The organism is Delftia sp. WY8 (assembly GCF_018437695.1).
In the GTDB taxonomy this organism is placed as follows: domain Bacteria; phylum Pseudomonadota; class Gammaproteobacteria; order Burkholderiales; family Burkholderiaceae_C; genus Comamonas; species Comamonas tsuruhatensis.
On record NZ_CP049795.1, the window covers coordinates 3,443,788 to 3,466,192 of the forward strand.

A 22,405-nucleotide genomic window follows, 5' to 3' on the forward strand; every position below is an offset into this window, starting at 1 on the left:
CATGACCAGGCATTCCCATCTCCTTCTCGCGCTGGCCATCGTGGTCGCCATGCCGCTGTGCATGCAGTCGGGCTCGCTGGCCAGCGAGGTGCTGATCTTCGGCCTCGCGGCCATGGGCTGCAATCTGCTGCTAGGCTACACGGGGCTGCTGTCCTTCGGGCAGGGCATCTTCTTCGGGCTGGGCAGCTACACCATCGCCCTGCTGCTGACGCGCTGGCCCCTGCCCATGCCGCTGGCCCTGCTGGCCGCCACCGCCATGGGCGCCGTGGGCGCGGCCATCGTCGGCTGGGTGGCCATACGCCAGCGCGGAACCTATTTCGTGATGCTCACCCTGGCGTTTGCGCAGATGTTCTACTTCATCGCCTACTCGGCCACGGACATCACCGGCGGCGACAACGGCCTGCTCGATGTGCCCCGCCCCGCCCTCGCGGTGGCCGGCCAGACGCTGTGGCCGCTGGCCACGCCCTGGCAGTACTACGGCTTTGTGGCCGTGCTCTTTCTGGTGGTGTTCTGGCTGCTGCGCCGCGTCTGCGACTCCATGTTCGGCCGCACGCTGCTGGCCGTGCGCGACAACGAGGAGCGCGCCGCCGCCGTGGGCTACGACCTGAGGCTGCTGAAGCTGCAGGCCTTCGTGATCTCGGGCGCGGTCACGGGCCTGGCCGGCGCGCTGCACGCCATGATGACGGGCATCGCCCCGCTGTCCAATGCCGAGTACCACACCAGCGAAATGATCCTGGTGATGACCGTGATCGGCGGCACGGGCAACCTGCTGGCCTCGGTGCTGGGCGCGGCCTTCTACGTGCTGCTGGGCGACTGGCTGTCCACGCTGTGGCCGCGCTGGCTGCTGCTGCTGGGCGTGGTGCTGATGATCGTGAGCCTGGGCCTGCAGCGCGGCCTGTGGGGCCTGGGCGAGAGCCTGTGGGCCCTGGTGCGCCGCAAAGGGCCGGCAGATGCCGCGGCGGCCGCTGCAGAAACCAAAGGAGGCCAGGCATGAGCGCCGCAGCATCTCCCATCCTGCTCGAAGCCGTGGGCGTCGAGAAACGCTATGACAAGTTCGTCGCCCTGGGCGGCGTGGACCTCAAGGTCCGCGCCCACACCGTGCACTCGGTGATCGGCCCCAACGGTGCGGGCAAGACCACGCTGTTCCACATGCTCACGGGCACCAAGAGCGTGAGCGGCGGGCGCATCGTCTTCGACGGCCACGACGTGACGCGCGAGCCCGACCACCGCCGCGTGCGCCGTGGCATGGCACGGTCCTTTCAGGTCACCAGCCTGTTCCTGACCCTGCCCGTGCGCGAGAACCTGCGCCTGGCCGCGCAGGGCGTGGCCCCCGCCAGGGCCCTGGACTGCTGGAACGCGCCCGTGGGCGCTCGCGCCCTGGCCGATACCGTGGCCAGCGTGCTCTCGCGCCTGGGCCTGGAGCGCCATGCGGACACGCCGGCCGGCAACCTCTCGCACGGCCAGCAGCGGCGGCTGGAGGTGGGCATGGCCCTGGCCGCGCGGCCCAAGGCCATCTTCCTGGACGAGCCGACCTCGGGCATGGGCATCGACGACCTGGACGAGATGAAGCGCCTGATCCAGGGCCTCAGGGACGAGCACACCGTGGTGCTCATCGAGCACAACATGAACATCGTCATGGACATCTCCGACACCATCACCGTCATGCAGCAGGGCCGTGTGCTGGCCGAAGGCCTGCCCCACGAGATCCGCGCCGACGAGCGTGTGCGCAGCGCCTATCTGGGCAACATGATCACGGGAGGAAAGGCATGAGCGGTCCCCTGCTTTCGGTCGAGGGCATACACGCCCACTACGGCAAGAGCCATGTGCTGCAGGGCGTGTCGCTGCAGGTGCAGGACGGCGAGCTGGTCACGCTGCTGGGCCGCAACGGCGCGGGCAAGACCACCACGCTCAAGTCCATCGCAGGCGTGATGCAGCCCTCGCAGGGGCAGATCCGCTTCGGCGGCGAGCCCGTGCACCGGCTGGCCACGCACCAGGTGGCCCAGCGCGGCATCTGCCTGGTGCCCGAGCACCGCGGCATCTTCAAGCTGCTCACGGTGGAGGAGAACCTGATGCTGGGCCAGCGCAAGCGCTCGCCCTGGCAGCTGGCCGACATCTACCGCATCTTCCCGCGCCTCAAGGAGCGGCGCGGCAACGGTGGCGGCCAGCTGTCGGGCGGCGAGCAGCAGATGCTGGCCATAGGCCGCGCCCTAATGAACGCGCCGCGCCTGCTCATGCTGGACGAGCCCGTCGAGGGCCTGGCGCCCGTGATCGTGGAGGAGATCGTGGCCCAGCTCAAGACCATCAAGGCCGCTGGCGTGGCGATCTTGCTGGTGGAGCAGAACCTGGAGGTCTGCACCCAGCTGGCCGACCGCCACTACATCATCGAACAGGGTGCGATTGCGCACGAGGCAGGCAATGCCGCTTTCCTGGCCGATGACGCCATCAAGGACCGGTATCTCGGTGTAGGGATCGCCTGATCCACCGCCTTTCGCATTCCCAGGAGTCATTCATGGATCTCAGTACCCCTCTTGCAGCCGCCGCCGTTGCGGCCGGGCTGCGCACCGACGGCGCCCGCCTGTGGCAATCGCTGATGGACCTGGCGCGCATAGGCGCCACACCCAAGGGCGGCGTGTGCCGCCTGGCGCTGACGGACCTGGACCGCCAGGGGCGCGATCTCTTCGTGCAGTGGGCGCGCGAGGCCGGCTGCAGCATCCGCGTCGATGCCATCGGCAACATCTTCGCGCGCCGCGCGGGCCTGGACGATGCGCTGCCGCCCGTGATGACGGGCAGCCACATCGACACCCAGCCCACGGGCGGCAAGTTCGACGGCAACTACGGCGTGCTGGCCGGGCTGGAGGTGCTGCGCACGCTGGGCGATGGCGGCGTGCGCACGCGCGCCCCGTTGGAAGTGGCCGTGTGGACCAACGAGGAAGGCTCGCGCTTCGTGCCCGTGATGATGGGCTCGGGCGTGTTCGTCAATGCCTTCACGCTGGAGCATGCGCTGGCCCAGCGCGATGCCCAGGGCGTGAGCGTGGACGAGGCGCTGCGCGCCATCGGCTATGCCGGGCCGGCCGGCCCGGCGCCTGCGGTGGGCGCGTATTTCGAGGCCCATATCGAACAGGGCCCGGTGCTGGAAAACCATGAACGCGTGATCGGCGTGGTCAGCGCCGCGCTGGGCCAGCGCTGGTACGACGTCAGCGTGCAGGGCATGGAGGCCCATGCCGGCCCCACGCCCATGGAGCTGCGCCGCGACGCCCTGCTGGCCGCCAGCTGCATCGTGGCCGAGGTCAACCGCATCGCCCTGGACCGCCTGCCGCATGCGCGCGGCACCGTGGGATCGCTGGAGGTGTTTCCCAACTCGCGCAACGTGATCCCGGGCGGCGTCAAGCTCAGCGTGGACCTGCGCGCGCCGGACGACGGCCAGTTGCTGGACATGGACGCCGCACTGCGCGCGGCCTGCGAGCGCATTGCGGCCGCGCATGGCGTGACCGTTGGCGTGGAGCAGGTCGTCTACTTCCCGCCCCAGCCGTTCACGCCACACCTGGTGGAGGCCGTGCGCGCCAATGCCGCCGACCTGGGCTACAGCGCCATGGACGTAGTCAGCGGCGCGGGCCACGATGCCGTCTACCTGGCGCGCGTGGCGCCTGCCGCCATGATCTTCGTGCCCTGCGCCGACGGCATCAGCCACAACGAGATCGAGAATGCCGAGCCCGCCCACCTGGAGGCCGGCTGCAACGTGCTGCTGCGCGCCATGCTGGCGGCCGCGGGCGTGGTGCAGGCAGCGGACGGCGGGGTGCCGGCATGAAGATCCTGATCGCCCGGCTCAACCACGAGACCAATACCTTCTCGCCCGTGCCCACGCCCATCGAGGCGTTTGCGCCCACCTATGGCGAGGCGGCCTATTCGGCCAACAAGGGCATGCGCACGGCCATGGCCGCCTTCATCGACCTGGCCGAGGCGGCGGGCGCCACCCTGGTCACGCCCGTGTCGGCCACCTCCAATCCCAGCGGCCCCGTGCATGCGGCCGCCTATGACGAACTCACGCACCGCATCGTGGCGGCCGCGCCGGGCTGCGATGCCATCTTGCTGGACCTGCACGGCGCCATGGTGGCCGAGAACAGTGCCGACGGCGAAGGTGACCTGCTCGAACGCGTGCGCGCCGCCGCACCCGGCGTGCCCGTTGGCGTGGCGCTGGACCTGCACGGCAACATCACCGAAAAAATGGTGGGCAATGCCGATGTGATGGTGGGCTTCAAGACCTATCCGCACATCGACATGTACGAGACCGGCGAGCACGCGGGCCGGCTGCTGCTGGACATGCTGGCCGGCCGCGCGCGCTACGCCGTGTGCTGGCACCGCCTGCCCCTGATGAGCCACACGCTGCGCAGCACCACGCTGGACGGCCCCATGCTGGACGCCGTGAACGCAGCGCGCGCCCTGGAAGCGGAGGGCCTGCCCGCGGTCTCGGTGTTCGGCGGCTTCTCGCTGGCCGACATCGCCGCGCCCTGCGTGAGCGTGGTCGCCACCTGCAGGACCGACGAGCGCGCGGCCACCCAGGCGAGCGTGGACGCGCTGGCCGCCCGGATCTGGCAGCGCCGCGCCGACTTCGTCTACCGCAGCGAGCCGCTGGCCGATTCGCTGCGCCGCGCCCAGGCCCTGGCCGAGGGAGCCGACCGCCCCGTGCTGCTGCTCGACCATGGCGACAACTGCATGTCCGGCGGCACCTGCGACACCATGGACGTGCTGCAGACCGCGCTGGAGCTGGGCCTGTCAGGCATTGCCGTGGGCCCGCTGTGCGACCCCGAAGCGGTTGCCTCGCTCACGGCGGCCGGCGAAGGCACCGAGGTGGAGATCGCGCTGGGCAACAAGGTCTCGCTCGAAGGCATAGGCCTTCACAAGCAGCCGCTGCGGCTGCGCGGCACGGTGCGCGCCGTCAGCGACGGCACCTACACGGTCAGCGGCCCCATCTACACCGGCCAGCGCTGCCACATGGGCCGCACGGTCTGCCTGGACACGGGCGCAGCGCAGATCGTGATCACCGAGCAGACGCACGAGCCCTGGGACCTGGGCGTGTTCCACTGCGTGGGCATGGACCCGACGCGCTTTCGCTTCGTGCTGCTCAAGTCGCGCATGTACTGCCGGCCCGTCTTCGTGCCGCTGTCCGCCGGCCTGGTCGAGTGCGACAGCCCCGGCGTGACCACCTCGGACTATTCGCGCTTTCCGTTCGCCCAGGTCAGCCGCCCGGTGTTTCCGCTGGACGCCATCTGATGGACGCCATGTGATTGCCCGGCTTTGCGGCGCCGCGCAAGCAAAGACCGCCGCCGCCGCAGGACATTGGGCAACCAGGCATCACAACAGTTTCACAGCAGGGCCCGGCTATTGCCTGTCGGCCTACAATCGGTTCCCCCCTACCTCGGCCGACGGCACGCGGGCTGATCCGCGCGTGCGTTGGCCATGCCTTCGCTGGAGACGCTTGATGTCCGACAACACGGCCCCGACCCCTTCCGATAAACGTGCCCAGCTGCGCCGTGCCGCACTCGAATACCACGAGTTTCCCAAGCCCGGCAAGCTGACCATCGTGCCGACCAAGCCCATGGCCAACCAGCATGACCTGGCCCTGGCCTACTCGCCCGGCGTGGCAGCGCCCTGCGAAGAGATCGTCAAGGACCCGGCCGCCGCCTTCAAGTACACGGCGCGCGGCAACCTGGTGGCCGTGATCTCCAACGGCACGGCCGTGCTGGGACTGGGCGACATCGGCGCGCTGGCCTCCAAGCCGGTGATGGAAGGCAAGGCCGTCCTGTTCAAGAAGTTCGCGGGCGTGGACGTCTTCGACATCGAGATCAACGAGAAGGACCCGCAAAAGCTGGTCGACGTGATCGCCGCGCTGGAACCCACCTTCGGCGCCATCAACCTGGAAGACATCAAGGCGCCCGAGTGCTTCTTCGTGGAGCGCGAACTGCGCCGCCGCCTGAAGATCCCCGTCTTCCACGATGACCAGCACGGCACGGCCATCACCGTGGCTGCGGCCATGGTCAACGCGCTCAAGGTCGCGGGCAAGAAGATCGAGGAGGTCCGGCTCGTCGCCTCGGGCGCGGGCGCCGCTGCCCTGGCCTGCCTGAACCTGCTGCTCAAGGTCGGCCTGCGCCGGGAGAACGTGTTCGTCACCGACCTGGCCGGCGTGGTCTACGAAGGCCGCACCGAACTGATGGACGAGGACAAGGCCCAGTTCGCACGCGCCACCGAGCTGCGCACCCTGGGCCAGGTCATCGAAGGCGCCGACGTCTTCCTGGGCCTGTCCGCTGGCGGCGTGCTCAAGCAGGACATGGTGGTCAAGATGGCCGCGCGCCCGGTGATCTTCGCGCTGGCCAATCCCAACCCCGAAATCGTTCCCGAAGACGTCAAGGCCGTGCGCAGCGACGCCATCATCGCCACGGGCCGCTCGGACTATCCCAACCAGGTCAACAACGTCCTGTGCTTCCCGTACATCTTCCGCGGTGCGCTGGACTGCGGCGCGACCACCATCACCACCGAGATGGAAATCGCCACCGTCCACGCCATCGCCGAACTGGCCCAGGCCGAGCAGAGCGAGGAAGTGGCGGCAGCCTACGTGGGCGAGCAGCTGAGCTTCGGTCCTGAGTACCTGATCCCCAAGCCCTTCGATCCGCGCCTGATGATGAAGATCGCCTCGGCCGTGGCCCAGGCTGCCGCCGAATGCGGCGTGGCCCAGCGCCCGATCCAGGACATGGACGCCTACCGCGCCCATCTGCAGACCTTCGTCTATGCCTCGGGCACGATGATGAAGCCGCTGTTCGCCACGGCCAAGAAGGCCACCAAGAAGCGCGTGGCCTATGCCGAAGGCGAGGAAGAGCGCATCCTGCGCGCCGCGCAGATCGTGGTGGACGAGCGCATTGCGCGCCCCACGCTGATCGGCCGCCCGGCCATCATTGCCCAGCGCATCGAGAAGTTCGGCCTGCGCCTGAAGGAGGGCCAGGACTACGACGTGGTCAACGTCGAGCACGACGAGCGCTACCGCGACTTCTGGCAGACCTACCACCGCATGACCGAGCGCAAGGGCATCACCGTGCCCATCGCCAGGATCGAGATGCGCCGCCGCCTGACCCTGATCGGCTCCATGCTGCTGCACAAGGGCGAAGTGGACGGCCTGATCACCGGCACCTGGGGCCAGACATCGCACCACCTGCAGTACGTGGACCAGGTGATCGGCCGCCGCGCCGGCGTGCAGACCTATGCCTGCATGAACGGCCTGCTGCTGCCCGACCGCCAGGTCTTCCTGGTGGACACCCACGTCAACTACGACCCCACGGCCGAGCAGCTGGCTGAAATCACCATCATGGCCGCCGAGGAAATGATGCGCTTCGGCGTCAAGCCCAAGGCCGCCCTGCTGTCGCACTCCAACTACGGCTCCAGCAACCAGCCCAGCGCCGTCAAGATGCGCCAGACCCTGGAGCTGCTGCGCGAGCAGGCCCCCTGGCTGGAAGTGGACGGCGAGATGCACGGCGACGTGGCCCTGGACGGCAAGGCCCGCGCCCAGCTCATGCCCAACAGCACGCTGCTGGGCAATGCCAACCTGCTGGTCATGCCCAACATCGACGCGGCCAACATCAGCTACAACCTGCTCAAGCAGGCCGCTGGCGGCGGCATTGCCATCGGCCCCGTGCTGCTGGGCGCCGCCCGTCCCGTGCACATCCTCACGCCGAGCACGACGGTGCGCCGCATCGTCAACATGACGGCGCTGACGGTGGCGGACGCTAACGCTAATCGGTAAGCTCCCCCTGAGCGGCTTCGCCGCTTCCCCCGTGTGCACGGCGCCCTCTCTCGCTTCGCGGGAGGGGGACGACACCCTCGCTGCGGGGCGGCCCTTGCTCGGTGTCCCTCGTTTTGGCCGCGCGCGTTTTTGAGACAACGGGCGGCATTTGCATTGAATGGAAGGCAACTCAGGCGCAGAGTTGCCTTCTCACTGTTCAATCCCCAGACATTTCCTCAGTCAAGCTGCCTGTTTTTTAGGCAGAACTTGCATTTTGAGGGGTGTTCCGTCACACTAGCGGGTCGAGATTTCAGGGCTTCCCTGGATTTCTGAAAGGTGTAGTTGATGCTGAAGGCAGCCGCCGCCAAGGCGTACCAGTCCGGTCTAGCGCTCATCGTCGGGGCCGCCTTTGTGCTGTCGCCCTCGCTCGCTGATGCGCGCCGCTCGGCGCCCGAGAGCGCGGATTCGACGGCGGCCATGGCCACCGTCACCCTGTCAGAGCTGCCGCGCGAAGGCCGTTCCACCTATACGCTGATCCTGCGCGGCGGGCCTTTTGCCCACGACAAGGACGGCACGGTGTTCGGCAACCGCGAGCGCATCCTGCCGCGCCAGTCGCGCGGCTACTACCGTGAGTACACGGTGCGCACGCCCGGCTCGCGTGACCGCGGAGCCCGCCGCATCGTCTGCGGCGGAGAGCCCCAGCAGCCCGATGCCTGCTACTACACCAGCGACCACTACAGCAGCTTTCGCAAGATCATCGAATGACCTCGACCCAGTCTTTGCAGCCAGTTCGACCCTCCGCGTCCGACGCAGTGCGCTGGCAGGGGTCTGCATTTCATCCACAGCCCGGGGACACCGCAGGCCACGTGCCCGTACCCGCAGGCCACATCCACGTTAGAGAAAGAGCCACGGAGATGGATGCACCACTTCGTAAGATCCCGGACACCCCTTTGCGGAACGTGCGCGCCAACATCGTGCAGTCCATCCGCGCCTACAGGGTGGAGGATCTGCAACAGGCGGCCGAGACGCTGGGGTGCCATTTTCTGTATGCCAACCTGGCCCATGCGCAGACCAAGGCCGACATCCTGGAACTGCTGGCCACGCAGTTCTTCTTCCCCGCGCATTTCGGCAAGAACTTCGACGCGCTCTACGACTGCCTGACCGACCCCATCCACAAGGCCGGCCCGCAGCCGGGCTTTGTGCTCGTGCTCGACCAGATCCCGACCACGCCCAAGTTCGACAAGGAAGTGCGCGAGCAGCTGCTGGACAGCTTCCGCGACGCGGCCGAGTACTGGGCCGAGCGCAAGATCCCGTTCCGCTGCTTCTACTCTTTCCTGTAAGAGCCGCACATTGATTGCACGGCGCCAGCGTCCCATGCGGGCGCTGGCGCCGTGCGCCACCTGCGTCTAGCTGCGCGTGAACCGGGCTGCAAGTGCCTCGTACTCGGACACCGGCACTTCCTCGGCGCGGCGCTGCAGGTCGAACTCCCCGTCAAAGCCCTTGGCTTCCAGCCAGCGCCCCAGCGTGTTGCGCAGGATCTTGCGCCGCTGGCTGAAGGCCACCTGCACCATCTCCTCCAGCAGCTTCGCGTCCAGGGCCGCCGGCGCCTCGCGCGGGACCATGCGCACGACGGCGCTGTCCACCTTGGGCGGCGGATTGAAGCTCTCGGGCGGCACGTACAGCACGCTCTCCATCGCATAGCGCCACTGCAGCATGACCGTCAGCCGCCCATAGGCGGCCGTGGCCGGAGAGGCCACCATGCGGTCGATGACCTCCTTTTGCAGCATGAAGTGCTGGTCCTCGACCACGTCCACCTGCTCGAGCAGGTGAAAGAGGATGGGGCTGGAGATGTTGTAGGGCAGGTTGCCCGCAATGCGCAGCTTGGGCACGCCCAGGCGCGCAGCGATGGCGCGAAAGTCCACCTTGAGCACGTCGGACTCGACCACGTCGAGCTGCTCGTGCAGGCGCAGGCGCACGGCCAGGTCGCGGTCCAGTTCGATCACGGTGAGCCGGCCCAGGCGCTCGACCAGGGGCTGGGTCAGGGCCATCAGGCCCGGACCGATCTCGACCATGGACTGGCCCGGCCGGGGATCGATGGCACGCACGATGCCGTCGATGATGCCGCCATCGGTCAGGAAGTTCTGGCCGAAGCGTTTGCGAGGAATGTGTTTCATAGAAAAAGCAAGGCGGTGCGCCATGGCACCGCCTTCCATTGTGGACTGCCGCAGCCATGGCTGCTTGGGGGGTGTCTTATTGCGGGGGCTCGCGGTACTCGACGTAGGCGCGGCCACGCAGCTCCTGCAGCCAGGTCTGGTAGTCGGTTTCGAGCTTGCGCTCGCGCACCACGTTGCGCACCATGTCGCGCTGCTCGCGCGGCGTCAGCGCGGCCTGGCGGCGCTCGATGAGCTGGATCAGGTGCACACCGAAGCGCGAGACCAGCGGGTCGCTGACCTGCCCGGGCTGCAGCGCATTGAGCACCTGCTCGAACTCGGGCACGAACTGGCCGGGCGAGGCCCAGCCCAGATCGCCGCCGTTGCGCGCGCTGCCGTCCTGCGAGAACTCGCGGGCCAGCGATTCGAAGCTGGCCTGGCCGCTGTCCACGCGGCGCTTGTAGTCGGCCAGGCGCTTGGCGGCATCGGCCTCGGTCATCTGGTCGCCGATGCGCAGCAGGATGTGGCGCGCATGGTTTTGCGTGACCACGGAAGGCATGCCGGCCTGCGACTTCTCCAGCACCTTGAGCACGTGAAAGCCCGCGCCCGAACGGAAGGGACCGACGATGCCGCCCTGCGGCGTCTGGCCCACGGCCTTGGTGAACAGTTCGGGGTAGCGGTCCAGCGGGCGCATGCCCATGGCGCCGCCGCCCTGGCCGTCGGGCACATCGGAGAACTCCTTGACCACGGCCAGGAAGTCGCCTTGCGTGCGGGCCGCCTCGGCAGCCTGCTTGGCGCGGGCTTCGCGCTCGGCCACTTCGGCGGGGCTGGCATCCTCGCGCACGGCGATCAGGATGTGGCCCAGGTTCACGGCCGCCGGCGCCTTGTCGGCGCCGCCGCTGCGCTGCTCGGCCAGGTAGCGGTCGATGTCGGCTTCGGTCACGCGCACGCGGCCGTCCACATCGCGCTCGCGCAGGCGCTGCAGCGTGATCTGGCGGCGCAGTTCTTCGCGGAACTGCTTTTCGTTCACGCCCTCGGCCCGCAGGCGTGACTGCAGGCCGGCCTTGTCCAGGCCGTTTTGCCGCGCCACATTGGTCAGCGCCTGGTCCACGGCGTAGTCATCCACGCGCAGGCCCGTGTCCTTGGCTTCCTGCAGCTGGGCCTTTTCCACGATCAGCCGCTCCAGCACCTCGCGGGCCAGCAGCGCCTCGGGCGGCATCTGGCCGCCCTGCTCGGCAATGTTCTGCGCCACGCGCGCCATGCGGGCCCGCACCTCGTTGTTGGTCACGGGCTCGGAGTTGACCACGGCCACGATGTAGTCGGCCGAGCGCACGCCGGCATTGCTGCCGCGATCACGCGACAAGGGCTGGTTGGTGGCGTCCAGCGCGCGCGAGACGGAGGCATCGCCGGCCTGGGGCGCCCTGGACTGGCCCGGAACACGCAGGCCTTGCGCCTGGGCTGTGGTGGCCAGCAAGGCCAGCGCCACAGCGGCCGCTGCGCAGCAATGGGTCTGGGAAAGAAAACGCATGGGAGAGATGCCTTGCAAAAAGCGTGTTTGGAGCCTTGGCTCTAATCGTAATTGGTGAAGCGGCTGGGCGGCGTCACCGACTCGCGCAGGTACTGGTAGCGCGGCACATTCTGCTTGAGGCTGCGCTGCGGGTCGGCACCCAGGCTCAGCCGCGAGAAGCCTACGAACTCGATCTGGAACAGCAGCCGGGTGTTGGACTGGGTGATGGAGCTTTGCAGGCGCTCCAGCACCACGCGGCCAATCCAGCAGCAGCCGTCGTACTCCAGCCCGACCACGGTATCGACGAGCTTGCGGTCCTTCAGGCTGTAGTTCAGCCGGCCCACCGTGTACCAGCGGCCGCCGCCCTGGCCACGGCCGGCCCCCAGGTCACGGCCCTTGTCGCCCCAGAGGTCGTTGATGGGCCATTGCCAGCCCACATCGACCAGCTTGCTGGCATCGGTGCGTGCCACGGTGTCGTACTGGGTACGGTAGGCCACGTTCACCGTGCGGTAGGAGCTGGGGCTGTAGCGCGCGCCGAAGGTGGTGCGCACCGGGCGGTTCAGGTCGCGGTTGTACTGGGTCGTGCCTTCGGTGGACCAGGCATCGGTCCAGTTGATGGCCGCACCCAGCAGCACGTCGGACAGCCGGCTGGTGGCAGGCACCTCGCCGGGCAGGATGACCTTCTGGTCGGAGAAACGCACGCGCTGCGCAATGCCGAAGCGCGCCTTCTCCGCGCCCGTGGCCCCGTCGATCAGGCGTGTGGTCGCGCCCAGGGTCAGCAGGTGGTTGTCGGCAATGCGGTCCTGGCCGTTGTAGTCGTTTTCGGAGTAGATGCTCGCGAAGTTGAAGTCGTTGCGCGCCGTGTCGTACAGCGGCAGAAAGCTCTGGTCGCGGTAGGGCGTGTAGGTGTAGAAGGCGCGCGGCTCGAAGGTCTGCAGCAGCTGGCGGCCGAACAGCGTGGTGTCGCGCTCGAACACCAAGCCGCTGTCCACACTGACCGTGGGCAGCGTGCGCGAGGCATTGCGGCTGCCGTTGCTCATCAGGCGGTCCACCTGGTAGTTGCTGGTGTGCAACTGGATCCTGGGCGTGATGAAGGCGCCCGGCGACAGGAAGGGACGGCTCAGCTGCGCCTGCATGTAGCTGCGCTGGCCGTTGTTGTAGGTCATGCCGGCCAGGGGCTTGTCGATCTCGAAGCGCGTGGTGTCGGCCACGAAGCTGAAGTCCAGGCCGTGCGGCAGGTCCAGCGGCGTGTAGCGCCATTGCAGCTGCGGCTTCATGCCGTAGGGCGGGGCAATGGGCGCCGATGCGTCCTGCATGGTCTGCCAGTACAGGGTGCGCAGGGTCAGCACCCCGTCGCCACGCGCCCAGGACAGGTTCACGTCGTTGGGCAGCAGGCGCTCGCGCAAGGAACGGGCGGCCAGCGGGAAATCACGCCAGTAGTTGTCGTCGCTGACGCGGTTGAGGTTCATGTTCAACCCAAGGCCGCCGATGGGCGAGCTGATGACGCCCCGGTGCTGCAGCGAGTAGGCCCAGCGGTCACGGTCGCGCTGGCGGTCGCCCGGCATGTAGGCCGCGTAGGCCTCGCCCGAATAGGTGGGCTCCAGATAGCGGAACTGGGCGCCCAGGTTGACGCCGCGCTTGCTCATGACCGAGGGATACAGGGTCATGTCGCGGTTGGGCGCGAGGTTCCAGTAGTAGGGCTGCGTGTATTCGATGCCGCTGAGCTTGTCCAGGCCCATGGTGGGAGGCAGCAGGCCCGACTTGCGCTTGTCCGACAGCGGAAAGCTCATGCGCGGCACGGGCAGCACGGTCACGCCCTTGAACTGCAGGGCCGCGCCTTCGGCCACGCCGACTTCCTCGGCCATGTCGATGTGCAAGGTCCGGGCGCGCAGCATCCAGGCCGGCTGCCAGGTGGCTTCGTCATCGCGCTGGCAGGTGGTGTAGGTCGCGTCATGGACCACGGCATGGTCGCGGTCGATGAAGTCCACGCGCGAGGATTTGCCGTAGGCCCCGTTGGCCAGGAAGCGGTAGCCGGCGTTGTCGAAAAAGCCCTTGAAGGCATCGACCTGCAGGTCCAGCTGCGAGCCTTCGTAGACATTGCCGGCCTGGTTGATGTGCACGGCGCCCGAGGCATTAACGCGGTCGTCGGGCACCTGGTATTCGAGCCGGTCGGCGCGGATCATGGTGTCGCCGCGGCGCAGTTCGGCATTGCCCTCGATCACCGCATTGATGTCCGGCTGGCCGCTGAGCGCGTCGCCACGCACGTAGACGGGCTGCTGGGAGCGGACCGCCTCAGGGTAGGTTTCCTGCATCAGCGTGCTGGGGCGCAGCGGGCGCACCTGCTGCAGCCGGCCTTCATCGGCCGCAGCGGGCTGGGCCTGGGCCAGCGTCGAGCCACCGGCCCATGCGAGAGCCACAAGCCAGGCCAGCGGGCGTACAGCGGGGCGCGCGGGCGCGCGGGCAGCCAGCGGATCGGGGAGCGGCGGTCGGAGGTACACGGTGGTCAACAGCGGCGGGTGGACAAAGGCGCAAGCCTAGCATCACCGCCGGGCATTCGCCGGGGTGGCGGTTTGTAGAATCGCGATTATCCATGAGCCATCCAAACACCCCCACGGCCGGCGTTGTCTGGGCCGACCCCGCCCGCCATGCCGCCTTCGACGCCTGGCTGGCCCCGCTGTCCGCCCGCCACGCGCTGCGCCCCGAAACCCTGCGCCCGGCATCGGCCGATGCCAGCTTTCGCCGCTATCTGCGCCTGGACACCGCCGCCGGCGCCAGCCTCATCGTCATGGATGCCCCGCCGGACAAGGAAGACTGCGCGCCCTTCGCCAAGGTGCAGGCACTGATGGCCTCGGCCGGCCTGGCCGTGCCGCAGATCCTGGACTGGGACGCCGTGCACGGCTTCATGCTGCTGTCCGACCTGGGCGGCCACACCGTCATCGAGGCGCTGGACCCGGAAAAGCCCCAGGACGCGGAAGCCTGGTACCGCTCGGCGCTGGAGGTGCTGCTGGCCTGGCAGACCGCCTCGCGCCCCGACGTGCTGCCCGCCTATGACGACGCCCTGCTGCGCCGCGAACTGCAACTGTTCCCCGACTGGTACATCGCGCGCCACCGCGAGACCGTGCTCGACGACAGGCAGCAGGCCACGCTGGCCAAGGCCTTCGACCAGATCGTGGCCCACAACCTGGCGGCACCCAGCGTCTTCGTGCACCGCGACTTCATGACGCGCAATCTCATGCAGCCCGTGACCGCCAGCGGCCCGCTGGGCGTGCTGGACTTCCAGGATGCGGTCTACGGCCCAGTGACCTATGACATCGCCAGCCTGCTGCGCGATGCCTTCATCAGCTGGGAAGAGGACTTTGTCATCGACATTACCGTGCGTTACTGGGAAAAGGCACGCAAGTCGGGATTGGTGGGCGCGCGCAGCCAAAGCGGCTGGGGCGACGATTTCGGCGAGTTCTACCGTGGCGTGGAGTGGATGGGGCTGCAGCGCCACCTCAAGGTGGCCGGCATCTTTGCACGGCTGACATTGCGAGACGGCAAGCCCCGCTACCTGGCGGATACGCCGCGCTTCATCCACTACATCCGCGCCACCTGCAGCCGCTACCGCGAACTGACGCCGCTGCTGCGCCTGGTGGACCAGATCGAGAACATTCAGCCCCAGGTGGGCTGGGCCTACGGGCGCGTTTGAGGACAGGTACGCCATGCCACGCTTTCACTGCCCCAGCGCGCTGCGCAGCGGCGACGACATCGAACTGCCGCCCGGTGCGGCGCGCCATGTGCAGGTGCTGCGCCTGCAGCCCGGCGACGGCATCACCCTCTTTCAGGGCCGTGCCGGCGAAGGCTTCAGCGGCGGCGAGTTCGAGGCCACCGTGCTGCGCATGGGCCGCAGCGACGTGGCCGTGCGCATAGGCGCGCACCACGCCGTGGAACGCGAACCGCTGCGCCCCGTGCACCTGCTGGCAGGCATCACGGCCAACGAACGCATGGACTGGCTGGTGGAAAAGGCCGCCGAGCTGGGCGCCGCCAGCATCACACCGCTGGTGGCCGAGCGCAGCGTGCTCAAGCTCAAGGGCGAGCGCGCCGAGAAAAAGCTGGCGCACTGGCAGGCCGTGGCCGTGTCGGCCTGCGAGCAGTGCACACGCAACCGCGTGCCGCCGCTGCATGCGCCCACCGACCTGCAAGACTGGCTGGAGGGCGGCGCGAAACAGCTGCCGCCCGGCACGCTGCGGCTGCTGCTGTCGCTGGGCGAGGGAACCCGGCCGCTGGGCGAGATCGTGGACGCCACGGCCGAGGATGCGCCCGTGGTCTTTCTATCGGGCCCCGAAGGGGGCCTCTCTCCGGCCGAAGAGGCCCTGGCCCGCGCCCAGGGTTTCGTGCCCGTCACGCTGGGTCCACGCGTTCTGCGCGCGGAAACCGCGCCCTTGGCCGCGCTGGCGGCGCTCACGCTGGACTGAACCGGCCCAGCCACTGCCGCAGCCTTGCGAACACGGGCGCGGCGAAGGCATCGCTTTCGTTGAACAGCTCGTGGTAGGCGCCGTCAAAGCACTGCGCCTGCACCACGGCCGGCGGCGCACGGTCGGAAAAGGCCTGGCTGCCGGCCGGCGCCACCAGCCTGTCGTCCCCTGCCCACAGCAACAGGCTGGGCACACGCCAGCTGCCCGCACGGGCCAGCACCTGCGGGCCGCCCTGCGCCAGAAAGCGCGCCAGCCGTGCGCTGATGCGGTCGTGGCACAGCGGATCGGCGCGGTAGGCATCGCAGACCGCCACGTCGTGCGAGAGATACGGAATCTGCAGGCCGTTGGACACGCGCAGATCGGGCAGCAGGTGCGGCAGCGTGCCAACGAGCAATTTCTGGATCGGCGACAGACCCACATCGAGGGCTGGCGAGGACAGCACCAGCGCATCGACAGGCCGGATGGCCCGGGCCACGAACAGCGCCGCCACCAGGCCGCCCAGGCTGTGGCCCAACAGCACCAGCGGCTGGCCGGCCGGTTGCCGGGCGCGCGTGTCATCCACCACGGCCGCCAGGTCGTCCAGAAGCCGGTTGTCGCCCGTCAGGCCACCGCGCGGCCCTGCCGAGCGTCCGTGGCCATATTGGTCGTAGCCGCGTACGGCATAGCCCCAGGCATTGAGCCGCTGGGCCAGTGCCGCATAGCGGCCGATGTGCTCGCCCAGGCCGTGCACCAGCAGCACGGTGGCGCGCGCCGGGCCCTCGTCCACGGGCCAGTCGCGCAGTGACAGCTCGGCGCCGTCGCTGGACGCAAGGCGCGTGGCCTGGCCTTGCGAGGCAGATGCAGGAACGGGTGCGGGGGCAGACGCTGCCATCACGCCACGCCGGCAGTGCCGGCACCGGCTTCGGAAGCTGCCTGCGTCCCGGCCATGGCGGCGATCACCTGGGCCACGGCGGCCGTGAGCTTCTTGGCATAGGGCACGTGCAGGAATTCATTGGGACCGTGGGCGTTGCTCTTGGGGCCGAGCACGCCGCAGACCATCATCTGGGCCTTGGGAAAGCCCTGGCTGAGCATGTTCATCAGCGGAATCGTGCCGCCCTGCCCGATGTAGCCGCAGGAAGCGCCGAAATGCGCCTGGCTGGCGGCGTTGAGCGCGTCCTCGAACCAGCCGTCCATGGCTGGCGCATTCCAGCCGCTGGCACCCGACAGCCCTTGCCAGGTCACACGGGCCTGGTAGGGCGCGTTGTCCTCCAGCAGCGCCTTCATCTCCTGCACGCAGGCGGCGGCATCGACCAGGGGCGGCAGGCGCAGGCTGAGCTTGAAGGCCGTGTAGGGCCGCAGCACGTTGCCGGCATCCTGCAGCGCGGGCAGGCCCTCTGCGCCTGTGACACTCAGCGTGGGCTCCCAGGTGCGCTTGACCAGCGCCTGCACCGGGTCGGTGGTGGTGGGCAGGGCAAACAGCGTGGAGCCGCCGCAGTCGTAGTGCGCCCAGGGAAAGCGCGCATAGGTCTCCTCGCCGAGGATGGCCGCCGTGGCGCGCATCTGGGCCATGCGGTCGGCCGGGACCTCGCAGTGGAAGCTGGCGGGCAGCAGGCGCCCGGTCTTGCTGTCCTCCAGACGGTCCAGCACCTGGCGCAGGATGCGGAAGGACGACGGCACGACGCCCGAGGCATCGCCCGAGTGCACGCCCTCCGTGAGGATCTCCACCTTCAGCGTGCCGCTGGCCATGCCGCGCAGGCTGGTGGTCAGCCACAGCTGGTCGTAGTTGCCGGCGCCGCTGTCCAGGCAGATCACCAGGCCCACATCGCCCAGGCGCGGACGCAGGGCATCGACATAGGGCAACAGGTCGCGCGAGCCGCTTTCCTCGCAGGTCTCGATCAGGCCCAGGATGCGCGGGTGCGGCACGCCCTGGCGCTTGAGCTCCTGCACGGCCGCGATGCTGGCGTAGACCGCGTAGCCATCATCGGCACCGCCGCGCCCGTACAGCTTTCCGTTCTCGTACTTGGGCGTCCACGGACCCAGGTCGCTGCGCCAGCCGTCGAACTCGGGCTGCTTGTCCAGATGGCCGTACATCAGCACCGTGGGGCTGGAAACCGCCTTGTCCTGCGTGCCTTCCACCTCGAAGAACAGCACTGGCGTGCGGCCCGGCTGGCGCACGATCTCCAGCGTCAGGCCGGCCACCTTCTGCGCCTGCACCCAGTCGGCCGCATTGCGCAGCACGGTCTCCAGGTGGCCCTGCTGCTCCCAGTCGGGCGCGAACATGGGCGACTTGGCGGGAATGGCGATGTACTCGGTCAGCGCCGGGACGATGCGCTCGTCCCAGGAGCGGCTGATCCGGTCCAGCGCGGCTGCGGGCTGCAGCAGTTGTGAAGGAGTGCGTGCATTCATGGTGGGTCCTCGTGTCAGGGATGGGCGCACCGTTCGAGCGAAGCCAGCGCCGCGATCCGGTCATTGTGCGCCAACGCCATGCAGACCATGAGAGCCCGGCGCCAGCGACTACGATCACGCCCCATGTATATCGGAGAACTCGCCCGACGCGCCGGCTGCTCGCCCAAGGCCGTCAGGCTCTATGAATCACGGGGCCTGCTCGGTGCCGTGGCGCGGGCAGGCAGCTACCGCGTGTATGGACAGCAGGATCTGGTGCTGGTGCAGCGCATCCGCCAGGCGCTGGGGCTGGGCTTTCGACTCGACGAGCTGCATGGCCTGCAGCGCCTGGACCACGCCGACAGCTGGGACGCGCTGGCCCGGCTGCTGCGCGGCCGCCGCGAGCAGGTGCAGGCGCAGATGCAGCACCTTCAGGGACTGCAGACGCAGCTGGCCGCACTGGAGCGTGAGCTGCTCGAATGCCGCCTGGAGCCGGCGGATTCCAGAGAACGCGCCTGCGAAACCGCCATGGCTTGATCCAGGGTCTTGACCCTGCCCCTTGGGGCAAGGCGAACATGGCCGCCATGTCTCCAAGCACCACGCACCCCCATCATCCCCAGCGCATCCTGATCATCCTCGGCCACCCGTCGGCCGGCAGCCTGTGCGCCGGCCTGGCCGATGCCTACGCCCAGGGCGCACGCGACAGCGGTGCCCAAGTGCGCACGCTGCGCCTGGGCGAACTGGAATTCGACCCGCTGCTGCGCGCCGGCTATCGCCAGGATCAGCCCCTGGAGCCTGACCTGCAGCAGGCCCAGGCCGACATCCTGTGGGCCAGCCACCTGGCCTGGGTCTATCCGACCTGGTGGGGCGGCCTGCCGGCCTTGCTCAAGGGCTTCATCGACCGCATCTTTCTGCCGGGCTTCGCCTTCAAGTACCGCAAGGGCTCGATGCTGTGGGACCGGCTGCTGGCCGGCCGCACCGCCGATCTGCTGGTGAGCATGGATTCCCCGCCCTGGTATTACCGCTGGCTGGCGCACATGCCGGGCCATCACCAGATGCGCCGTGCCATCCTGGAGTTCAGCGGCATCCGGCCCGTGCGCATACACAGTTTCGGACCCGTGCTCGGCGCCGATGCCGCACGCCGCCAGCAGTGGCTGGAGCAGGCGCAGGCAGCGGGCCGGCGCACGGCAGCACGTCCGGTCAAGGCCGCGACTTGAGCAATGCGTCAATGGCGGCTCGCCCCACCGACGGGTCGTCGGTGAAGATGCCATCGATGCCCGTGCGCAGGAAATCGTCCATGTCGGCGCGCGCATTGCCACGCCGGGCGCCGTCCTGTGCGGGCGGAGATTTCAGGCTCAGGGGAAGGAAGGCGTTCTCGGGCCGCAGCGTCCAGGGATGGACCAGCAGCCCCGCGCGATGGGCATCGGCCACCAGCGCAGTGGGCGCGGCATTCGCACCCTGCACCACGGGGATCACCATGCTTTTGCTCGGCCCTATGCCGTTGGCGTAGCGCGCAATCTCGGCCAGGCCTGCGGGCGTGACCATGTCGGCATAGCCGGGGCCCGTGCCGCGTGCCACGCTGTCATAGGGCTTGCCCTTGGGCGCCAGCAACTGCACCAGGCGCAGGCTGCTGCGCGCACGGATCCAGCGCAGGTTCTCGACCTCGAAGGACTGCACGAACACCGGCGCCTGCGCATGGTTCCAGCCGTTGTCCGCGAGCAGCTTGAGCAGCGCGGGCTCCAGCGGCAGGCCGATGGACTGGAAGTAGCTCGGGTGCTTGGTCTCGGGATAGATGCCGATGGTGCGGCCCGAGCGTGCGCTCTCGGCTCGGGCCAGGTCGATGACCTCCTGCAGCGTGGGCACCTCGAAACGGTCATTGAACTGCACATTCGCCGGGCGGATCGCCGGGATGCGTTCGCGCGCACGCAGCGTCTTCAGCTCGGCCAGCGTGAAATCCTCCACGAACCAGCCCGTGATCGCCTGCCCGTCGATGGTTTTGGTGGTCTTGCGCGCCGCGAACTCGGGGCGGTCGGCCACATTGGTCGTGGCCTCCTTGAGGCTGCCGTCGGCCGCGAGGATGGCGATGGCGTTCTCATGCCGCGCCACCAGCACGCCATCGCGCGTGATGACCAGGTCGGGCTCGATGAAGTCCGCGCCCGCGCGTATGGCCTCGCGGTATGCCTCCAGCGTGTGCTCTGGCCGCAGCGCCGATGCGCCGCGATGGGCGATCAGCGCGGGCCGGGGCGGCCAGTCGGCAGCGGCATCGCTTCGGGCGGGCGCCTGCGGTGCGGCGCAGCCGGCCACCAGCAGGCCGGCGGCCGCGCCGGCCAGGGCCAGCGCGCGGCGGCGTGGGAGGTTGTCCATGTCTGTCTCCGGGGTCTCGGGGCATTCGATTGTGCGCGCCGGGGATGACACGGGCATGGCCCGCCTGCGCTCAGGCGTGCTCGAAATGGAAGACCGCCGTGCCCGCCATGAGATTGGGCAGGGTACGCACGCTGCGGCCATCCTGCAGGCCGAAGGAGTCCAGTATGCGCAGCCGGTTCCGGGTGGCCAGCACCTCGAAGTCCTTGTAGGTGCCCACGCGGATATTGGGCGTGTCATACCACTGGTAGGGCAGGCGCCGCGTCACCGGCATGCGCCCGCGCAGCACGGACAGGCGGTTGGGCCAGTGCGCGAAGTTGGGGAAGGCGACGATGCCCGCGCGCCCTATGCGCGCCGTCTCCTGCAGCATGGTCTCGGCATTGCGCAGATGCTGCAGCGTATCGATCTGCAGCACCACGTCGAAGCTGTTGTCCTGGAAGATGGCCAGGCCGTCCTCCAGGTTCAGCTGCAGCACGTTCACGCCCCGGCGCACGCAGGCCAGCACGTTGGCGTCATCCAGCTCCACGCCGTAGCCGGTGCAGCCACGCTCGCGCTGAAGGTGCGACAGCAGGGCGCCATCGCCGCAGCCCAGGTCGAGCACGCGCGAGCCCTTGGGGATCAGGCGCGCAATCGCCTGCATGGTGTTCAGCTCGGTCATGCGGCCTCCTTGGCGGCTGTCGTGGTTTCCTGGGCGATGCCGTCGAAGTAGGAGCGCATCACGTTCATGTAGCGGGGGTCGTCGAGCAGGAAGGCGTCATGGCCGTGGGGCGCGTCGATCTCGGCATAGCTGACGTCGCGGTTGTTCTCCAGCAGCGACTTCACGATCTCGCGGCTGCGTGCGGGCGCGAAGCGCCAGTCGGTGGTGAAGCTGACCAGCAAAAAGCCGGCCTTGGCCACCGACAGCGCCTGGGTCAGGTCGCCGCCATGCGTGCGCGCCGGGTCGAAGTAGTCGAGCGCGCGCGTGATCAGCAGGTAGGTATTGGCGTCGAAGTAGCTGCTGAACTTCTCGCCCTGGTAGCGCAGGTAGCTCTCGATCTGGAACTCCACGTCCTGCGTGCTGTACTTCAGGTCCAGGCCCTCCCTCAGCTGGCGGCCGAACTTCTGGTTCATCACGTCGTCGCTCAGGTAGGTGATGTGGCCGATCATGCGGGCGATGCGCAGGCCGCGCGCCGGCACCACGCCATGCTCGTAGAAATGCCCGCCATGGAAATCCGGATCGGTGACGATGGCGCGCCGCGCCACCTCGTTGAAGGCGATGTTCTCCGCATTGAGGTTGGGCGCGCTGGCCACGACCACGGCATGGCGCATGCGGTCCGGATGGCGCAGCGACCAGGACAGCGCCTGCATGCCGCCCAGGCTGCCGCCCAGCACCGCGGCCAGCTGCGCTATGCCCAGCCGGTCCAGCAGCCGGGCCTGGGCGTCCACCCAATCCTCCACGGTGACCACGGGAAAGTCGGCGCCATAGATCCTGCCGGTGTCGGGATGCGCGTGCATGGGGCCCGTGGAGCCAAAGCACGAGCCCAGGTTGTTCACGCCGATCACGAAGAACCGGTTCGTGTCCACGGGCTTGCCGGGGCCGATCATGTTGTCCCACCAGCCCTCGCTCTTGGGCTGGCCCTCGTACACGCCGGCCACATGGTGGGAGGCGTTGAGCGCATGGCAGACCAGCACGGCATTGCTGCGGTCGGCGTTGAGCTGCCCGTAGGTCTCGTAGGCGAGGTCGTAGTCACGGATCGAGCCGCCGCCCTGCAGCGGCAGCGGCTCGTCGAAGTGCATGGATTGTGGTGTGGCGATGAAGGACATGAAA

General features: G+C 68.6%; 20 protein-coding genes. 12 read left to right on the forward strand and 8 right to left on the reverse strand.

Annotated elements, in window-relative coordinates; genetic code table 11:
- The first annotated feature begins 1 nt into the window (after position 1).
- From G4D77_RS15885 to G4D77_RS15920, 8 genes are all read left to right on the forward strand, one after another.
- Positions 2 to 994, forward strand: coding sequence for a branched-chain amino acid ABC transporter permease (locus tag G4D77_RS15885; RefSeq protein ID WP_026062103.1), 993 nt, complete (start codon positions 2 to 4; stop codon positions 992 to 994).
- The gene (locus tag G4D77_RS15890) at positions 991 to 1,770 is read left to right on the forward strand and encodes an ABC transporter ATP-binding protein (protein ID WP_012207823.1); all 780 of its coding nucleotides are present in this window, start codon (positions 991 to 993) and stop codon (positions 1,768 to 1,770) included. The genes G4D77_RS15885 and G4D77_RS15890 overlap by 4 nt, the downstream gene beginning before the upstream one ends.
- Entirely contained in the window at positions 1,767 to 2,477 is a 711-nt protein-coding gene (locus G4D77_RS15895) for an ABC transporter ATP-binding protein (RefSeq protein ID WP_017404300.1), read from the forward strand. Before G4D77_RS15890 ends, G4D77_RS15895 begins: the two co-directional genes overlap by 4 nt.
- Before the next feature lie 32 nt (positions 2,478 to 2,509).
- Positions 2,510 to 3,805 carry a Zn-dependent hydrolase gene (locus G4D77_RS15900; RefSeq protein ID WP_046238005.1) on the forward strand — a complete coding sequence of 432 codons (1,296 nt, stop codon included), beginning with the start codon at positions 2,510 to 2,512 and terminating at the stop codon, positions 3,803 to 3,805.
- On the forward strand, positions 3,802 to 5,268 hold the full coding sequence (locus tag G4D77_RS15905; protein WP_154832941.1) for a M81 family metallopeptidase: 1,467 nt from the start codon (positions 3,802 to 3,804) through the stop codon (positions 5,266 to 5,268). Before G4D77_RS15900 ends, G4D77_RS15905 begins: the two co-directional genes overlap by 4 nt.
- Positions 5,269 to 5,476: 208 nt before the next feature.
- On the forward strand, positions 5,477 to 7,786 hold the full coding sequence (locus G4D77_RS15910; RefSeq protein WP_016447231.1) for an NADP-dependent malic enzyme: 2,310 nt from the start codon (positions 5,477 to 5,479) through the stop codon (positions 7,784 to 7,786).
- A gap of 324 nt (positions 7,787 to 8,110) precedes the next feature.
- Entirely contained in the window at positions 8,111 to 8,530 is a 420-nt protein-coding gene (locus G4D77_RS15915) for a guanyl-specific ribonuclease (protein WP_016447232.1), read from the forward strand.
- A 149-nt stretch (positions 8,531 to 8,679) separates the two neighbouring features.
- Positions 8,680 to 9,105: a barstar family protein gene (locus tag G4D77_RS15920; protein ID WP_013804792.1), complete on the forward strand. Its 426-nt coding sequence runs from the start codon at positions 8,680 to 8,682 to the stop codon at positions 9,103 to 9,105.
- A 66-nt stretch (positions 9,106 to 9,171) separates the two neighbouring features.
- Here G4D77_RS15920 and rsmA read toward each other — a convergent pair whose 3' ends face one another.
- The 3 genes from rsmA to G4D77_RS15935 all read right to left on the reverse strand — a co-directional run bounded on the left by rsmA (position 9,172) and on the right by G4D77_RS15935 (position 13,920).
- On the reverse strand, positions 9,172 to 9,939 hold the full coding sequence (rsmA, locus tag G4D77_RS15925; RefSeq protein ID WP_017404994.1) for a 16S rRNA (adenine(1518)-N(6)/adenine(1519)-N(6))-dimethyltransferase RsmA: 768 nt from the start codon (positions 9,937 to 9,939) through the stop codon (positions 9,172 to 9,174).
- 76 nt (positions 9,940 to 10,015) lie between these two features.
- Entirely contained in the window at positions 10,016 to 11,443 is a 1,428-nt protein-coding gene (locus tag G4D77_RS15930) for a peptidylprolyl isomerase (RefSeq protein WP_016447234.1), read from the reverse strand.
- Positions 11,444 to 11,484: 41 nt separating this feature from the next.
- A complete protein-coding gene (locus G4D77_RS15935) occupies positions 11,485 to 13,920 on the reverse strand; it encodes an LPS-assembly protein LptD (protein WP_043791605.1) in 2,436 nt (811 codons plus the stop codon).
- A gap of 92 nt (positions 13,921 to 14,012) precedes the next feature.
- On the opposite strand from G4D77_RS15935, the gene G4D77_RS15940 reads away from it, so the two are divergent.
- Positions 14,013 to 15,110, forward strand: coding sequence for an aminoglycoside phosphotransferase family protein (locus tag G4D77_RS15940; RefSeq protein WP_016447236.1), 1,098 nt, complete (start codon positions 14,013 to 14,015; stop codon positions 15,108 to 15,110).
- A 13-nt stretch (positions 15,111 to 15,123) separates the two neighbouring features.
- Positions 15,124 to 15,876 carry a 16S rRNA (uracil(1498)-N(3))-methyltransferase gene (locus G4D77_RS15945; RefSeq protein WP_154832943.1) on the forward strand — a complete coding sequence of 251 codons (753 nt, stop codon included), beginning with the start codon at positions 15,124 to 15,126 and terminating at the stop codon, positions 15,874 to 15,876.
- Here the strand turns inward: G4D77_RS15945 and G4D77_RS15950 are convergent.
- Both G4D77_RS15950 and G4D77_RS15955 read right to left on the reverse strand, forming a co-directional pair.
- Positions 15,863 to 16,747 carry an alpha/beta hydrolase gene (locus G4D77_RS15950; protein ID WP_154832945.1) on the reverse strand — a complete coding sequence of 295 codons (885 nt, stop codon included), beginning with the start codon at positions 16,745 to 16,747 and terminating at the stop codon, positions 15,863 to 15,865. The genes G4D77_RS15945 and G4D77_RS15950 overlap by 14 nt on opposite strands.
- A complete protein-coding gene (locus tag G4D77_RS15955; protein ID WP_154832947.1) occupies positions 16,747 to 18,261 on the reverse strand; it encodes a M20 family metallopeptidase in 1,515 nt (504 codons plus the stop codon). Before G4D77_RS15955 ends, G4D77_RS15950 begins: the two co-directional genes overlap by 1 nt.
- A 123-nt stretch (positions 18,262 to 18,384) precedes the next feature.
- On the opposite strand from G4D77_RS15955, the gene G4D77_RS15960 reads away from it, so the two are divergent.
- The gene (locus tag G4D77_RS15960; protein WP_016447240.1) at positions 18,385 to 18,774 is read left to right on the forward strand and encodes a MerR family transcriptional regulator; all 390 of its coding nucleotides are present in this window, start codon (positions 18,385 to 18,387) and stop codon (positions 18,772 to 18,774) included.
- 38 nt (positions 18,775 to 18,812) lie between these two features.
- Positions 18,813 to 19,454, forward strand: coding sequence for an NAD(P)H-dependent oxidoreductase (locus tag G4D77_RS15965; protein WP_016447241.1), 642 nt, complete (start codon positions 18,813 to 18,815; stop codon positions 19,452 to 19,454).
- Here the strand turns inward: G4D77_RS15965 and G4D77_RS15970 are convergent.
- The 3 genes from G4D77_RS15970 to metX form a co-directional block, all read right to left on the reverse strand.
- Positions 19,438 to 20,601, reverse strand: coding sequence for a glycerophosphodiester phosphodiesterase (locus G4D77_RS15970; protein ID WP_193726184.1), 1,164 nt, complete (start codon positions 20,599 to 20,601; stop codon positions 19,438 to 19,440). The two genes, G4D77_RS15965 and G4D77_RS15970, sit on opposite strands and share 17 nt — an antisense overlap.
- Positions 20,602 to 20,671: 70 nt before the next feature.
- The gene (gene metW / locus G4D77_RS15975; protein WP_012207840.1) at positions 20,672 to 21,256 is read right to left on the reverse strand and encodes a methionine biosynthesis protein MetW; all 585 of its coding nucleotides are present in this window, start codon (positions 21,254 to 21,256) and stop codon (positions 20,672 to 20,674) included.
- Positions 21,253 to 22,401: a homoserine O-succinyltransferase MetX gene (metX, locus tag G4D77_RS15980; protein WP_026062280.1), complete on the reverse strand. Its 1,149-nt coding sequence runs from the start codon at positions 22,399 to 22,401 to the stop codon at positions 21,253 to 21,255. Before metX ends, metW begins: the two co-directional genes overlap by 4 nt.
- Positions 22,402 to 22,405 lie beyond the last annotated feature (4 nt).